Source organism: Syntrophales bacterium, from assembly GCA_030655775.1.
Classification (GTDB): Bacteria; Desulfobacterota; Syntrophia; order Syntrophales; family JADFWA01; genus JAUSPI01.
Genome location: JAUSPI010000070.1, coordinates 1 through 3818, shown reverse-complemented (window position 1 = coordinate 3818; position 3818 = coordinate 1). Strand labels below are relative to the sequence as shown.

Sequence of the window (3818 nt, the reverse complement as noted above, 5' to 3'; positions counted from 1 at the left end):
TAACTCCTTACCCTAAAAACCATTGAGGTTAGCGCACGTCCGCCGCTCATCTCCTGTTCAAAAATCAGGCTTCCCTGAAGAACAGAAAAAGCGGACAATTCATTTGCTACAAAACCGGACATTCTATTTGCTCTTGACACTTATTATTCAAGTTTTGACAAATCATCTGATTCTTGATACAATTATAAACAATAGGAAAATTGATTCCATGATCGATGACATCAAGCAGAAGGCCGCAAGCGGACAGTATGAATATTCAAAACATGCGGTTGATCAGACCATCAAGAGGCGCATTGCCGTCATGAGGTAGCCGAGGCCATTGCGTCACAAAGTCTGATCATTGAGGATTATCCGGATGACAAGTACGGACCGAGCTGCTTGATATTTGGCGTTACGGAAGCAGGTCGTCCGCTGCATATCCAGTGCAGCTATCCAGACAGGCCGCTTGTTAAAATCATAACAGTTTATGAGCCTGATAAAGACCTATGGATCGACCATAAGATCAGGAGGAGGTAACGATGGGAAGCTCAATCAAGGAAACATACAGTGAGCAGTACGTGACGTATACGCTAGAAATGGATGGGAAATTCTACATCGTGGAGCATGTGCCTGCCAGGGTGTGCCTGGAAACGGGGGAACAGTATTTTGCCCCGGAGACGGTTGAAAAAATTCAGAAGATCATCTGGGGACAGAGAAAGCCTATCAAGGTGATCGAAACTCCTGTTTATGAATTTGGGCTAGCCGGTATGGGTTCCTAAGTACGGATGTCCCTTTTTGGGTTGTGAATGGAAGCATAACAAACGCTTGATAAAAATAGTCCGATAATCACTAAGATAATCTCCCCACGATATCAACTCATTGTAGATAGCGTTAAGTACCGATAGATGTCATTTTTTCATGAACCGCACGCATTCAGTTGCAAACACAAATGTTCAAGTCAATTAGAGATAAATGAAATCCATAAGGAGGAAGCCAATGTACACCATAATCGCCACGCTCAAGGTTAAAGAGGGAAAAATGGATGAGGCCATCCAGATATTGAAGGAAGATGTTCCGAAATTTATGAAGAACGAACCGGGGTGCCTAACATATATCCCGCACACTGTGAAGGGCGAAGGAAACAGCACAACAATAGTGATATATGAGAAATACGCCGACAAGGATGCATTTAAGCTGCATTCGGCGAACCTGATGACATCCATGGGTAGGCTCTTTGCACTTCTTGATCCACAGATGGACATTAAGACCTGCACGGAAATCCTCTAAAGGAATATAATTTCAGGAGATTGCCATCATGGAAAACCTCGTGCTTAGACTACCCGAGTATGAAGTCCTTATTCATATCAAAGTAAACGAATTCAGTAAACATTTAGAAAAAGAAATAGAATCGCTGACAGCAACATTTGATCTTGAAGACAGCACCGAAGATCAGGGCCATAGAGACTATCATTGGGAGTTTAAGACTTGGGAGGAAGCTGTTTCTGCGGGAGAAAATCTGAAACATCTTGTTGCAAATCCGAACCTTATCATGCTTAAAGTTAAATCAAATTGCAATCCCGGATTAAAGCCGATATCTTACAAGGCATAATAACCATTATAGGAGCCGTTCCTGTTCTTATCCTCTCCAATAAATACCCTACCGAAGATCTCCTTCCCTGGACTACTCAGGAAAGAATGGGATGGTGACGCAAAGATATAACCAAAAGAAAGCGCCTGTCGAGAATTACGGAATCCATCATGATCGGTGATCTGGGGTTCAAATACAAATCAACGGAACCGCCAGGCCCTTGAATTTATTGACTTCGGATTGAAAGTGCGTATATGTGTGACTTTCCTGGGTGTTTTATATGGACGAGTCGGCGTTCAGGATTTTATAATGGATACAGATAAATATTGTTAAGCTTAGGGATGAAAAGGACAGTAGAGGCGGAGGATCGATATGCTCATGACACATGGCGGTCGCGGTGCCAAGCGTTTTGATTGGGCGTTCAGTAATGACTATGTCAGAATCAAGAACGAGAATGAAAGGCAAGAAGAATACTCCATAGCTGAAGTATTTGCCATCATTGGCTGGCTTAAGCACAGATTTGCTGCTGATTGGTTTCCATTGGCCAACAACGTAGAGAAACTCGGGAAGGACGACGAAAATGACGGCCTTGGTGTTGCGATCTTGCGGCAGCAACCCGGGAAATTAAGCCACGCGCAGGGAGCATCCTATTTGGGTGTCGTATTAGAGCATTTAGGATTACTGGCATGGAACAACCGACAGAGGGGGATTGAATGGCGCATTATTCGACAACCCAACTCTCTTAATGAACTTAGAAAAACCGTAAGTGCAAAGATCGCTTCACCAATGTATGCAACGGATCACCCAAAAGGGCGCTTCCCGCTGATGCCTATGATCGGCAGAAGAGAAGCAACGGAATTCGATTTCCTGAAAACGATGCAAGAGTTTGTCGCAACAACCGCCATAGGCGTGTCTGCGCTCCGTAACCAAGGCAAAGGCGCACATCAAGCAGTTCGAGCGGCCCTGGCGAAAATGCACATAGCACCGCTGAGAGGTATGGGGCAGATGGAATACAGGCAATGGATTGATGTGGCCACCGAAGGGCTTCTCGCACAGTGGCCAGGAACCGGACATCCTTGGGGTGCTGCTCGAAAGTCCGTCAATCTGTTTATGCGCGACGTGCTTTATAACCAGTACCTAAGCCGAGAACATGACATTGGCCATGTAGAGAAATGGATGGAGATTGCCCTCGATAGTAAGGTCGCTGAAGGACTACGAATTAGGTTTCCGGAATTACCTGCATGGCCGGGGCTCAAACATCTGGGACAGCGCCTCAGCGATCAGTACCAAGACTGTGCACAACAACTGGCACATGACAAGGGCCTTTCGCGAGTGCATCTCGACATTTGGTTGTGGCTCGAAAACCGATGAATCATCGTACAACGCGCGTCTTTATTGACATTTCATGACAATCAGCATTACTGACAACAAATACAAGTCAATATCTAACCTGCCTGGCGAGAACATTAAGTACAGATTGAAAGCGCAGATTTCCTGACGTGATTTTTTTGTGAGGAGGCGGTATCGATATATACAATTAATATCCTTGACTAAGAGTCAAAAAATCAAGAAAGTATAGTATATAATGGTTGTTTTCCGAATGATAACCTGATTATAAACAGATTGTATTAAAGCTCCTAAGCTAAATGAGTCGGATTATGAGTGGATTCTCGAAAGCCATACGTGATCAGGTACTGGTAGAGACGGCCAGACACTGCTCGGTGTGTCATCGGTTCAAGGCAATAGGCGTGGAGGTGCATCATATTTTACCACGGGCTGAAGGAGGGCAGGATACTGAGGATAATGCCATTGCATTATGCATGGATTGCCACCTTGCAGCGGGTCACTATAATTCAAGACACCCCAAAGGAACGAGGTATAGTACTGAAGAACTGCGGAAGCATAAAGCAGCATGGATACAGACTGTCGCCCGCGGTTCCATACAGGTGCCTGTTTCAGCTGATGAGCTTTCAGTTATTTGTAGACACGTGGTCACCTGTGATGGCTTTGCGATAGATGATGTCCTTGCGTTGAATAAGGAGCGTCTCCCGTTTGGGCAGTTCTTTTTGCTCGAAGTCTCTCCTATCCTGAATCACATCCGCGAGTGTTTCAGTCAGGAAAACCTGTTTACCGGTTACATGGATCGTCGAAGTTACACGGGGTTACTAAGCCTTTCGGACTATGATCGCTATGAAACGGCCGAGGAGTTTCATAAAGCGCATCCTGAGTTCGCGGGAGCTGAGACCCGCGA

The 3818-nt window shown here is 45.3% G+C and carries 6 protein-coding genes; all 6 read left to right on the top strand.

Features of this window, described 5'->3' with window-relative positions; translation table 11 throughout:
* Positions 1 to 154 precede the first annotated feature (154 nt).
* Positions 155 to 310: a hypothetical protein gene (locus tag Q7J27_03605; protein ID MDO9528225.1), complete on the top strand. Its 156-nt coding sequence runs from the start codon at positions 155 to 157 to the stop codon at positions 308 to 310.
* Between the two features lie 208 nt (positions 311 to 518).
* Entirely contained in the window at positions 519 to 758 is a 240-nt protein-coding gene (locus Q7J27_03600) for a YgiT-type zinc finger protein (protein ID MDO9528224.1), read from the top strand.
* A 217-nt stretch (positions 759 to 975) separates the two neighbouring features.
* Positions 976 to 1266: a putative quinol monooxygenase gene (locus Q7J27_03595; protein MDO9528223.1), complete on the top strand. Its 291-nt coding sequence runs from the start codon at positions 976 to 978 to the stop codon at positions 1264 to 1266.
* Positions 1267 to 1294: 28 nt separating this feature from the next.
* Positions 1295 to 1588, top strand: coding sequence for a hypothetical protein (locus Q7J27_03590; protein ID MDO9528222.1), 294 nt, complete (start codon positions 1295 to 1297; stop codon positions 1586 to 1588).
* Between the two features lie 351 nt (positions 1589 to 1939).
* Entirely contained in the window at positions 1940 to 2938 is a 999-nt protein-coding gene (locus tag Q7J27_03585; GenBank protein MDO9528221.1) for a hypothetical protein, read from the top strand.
* Between the two features lie 287 nt (positions 2939 to 3225).
* Positions 3226 to 3818, top strand: a 593-nt coding sequence (locus Q7J27_03580; GenBank protein MDO9528220.1) for an HNH endonuclease, incomplete at its 3' end; no start/stop codon positions are given.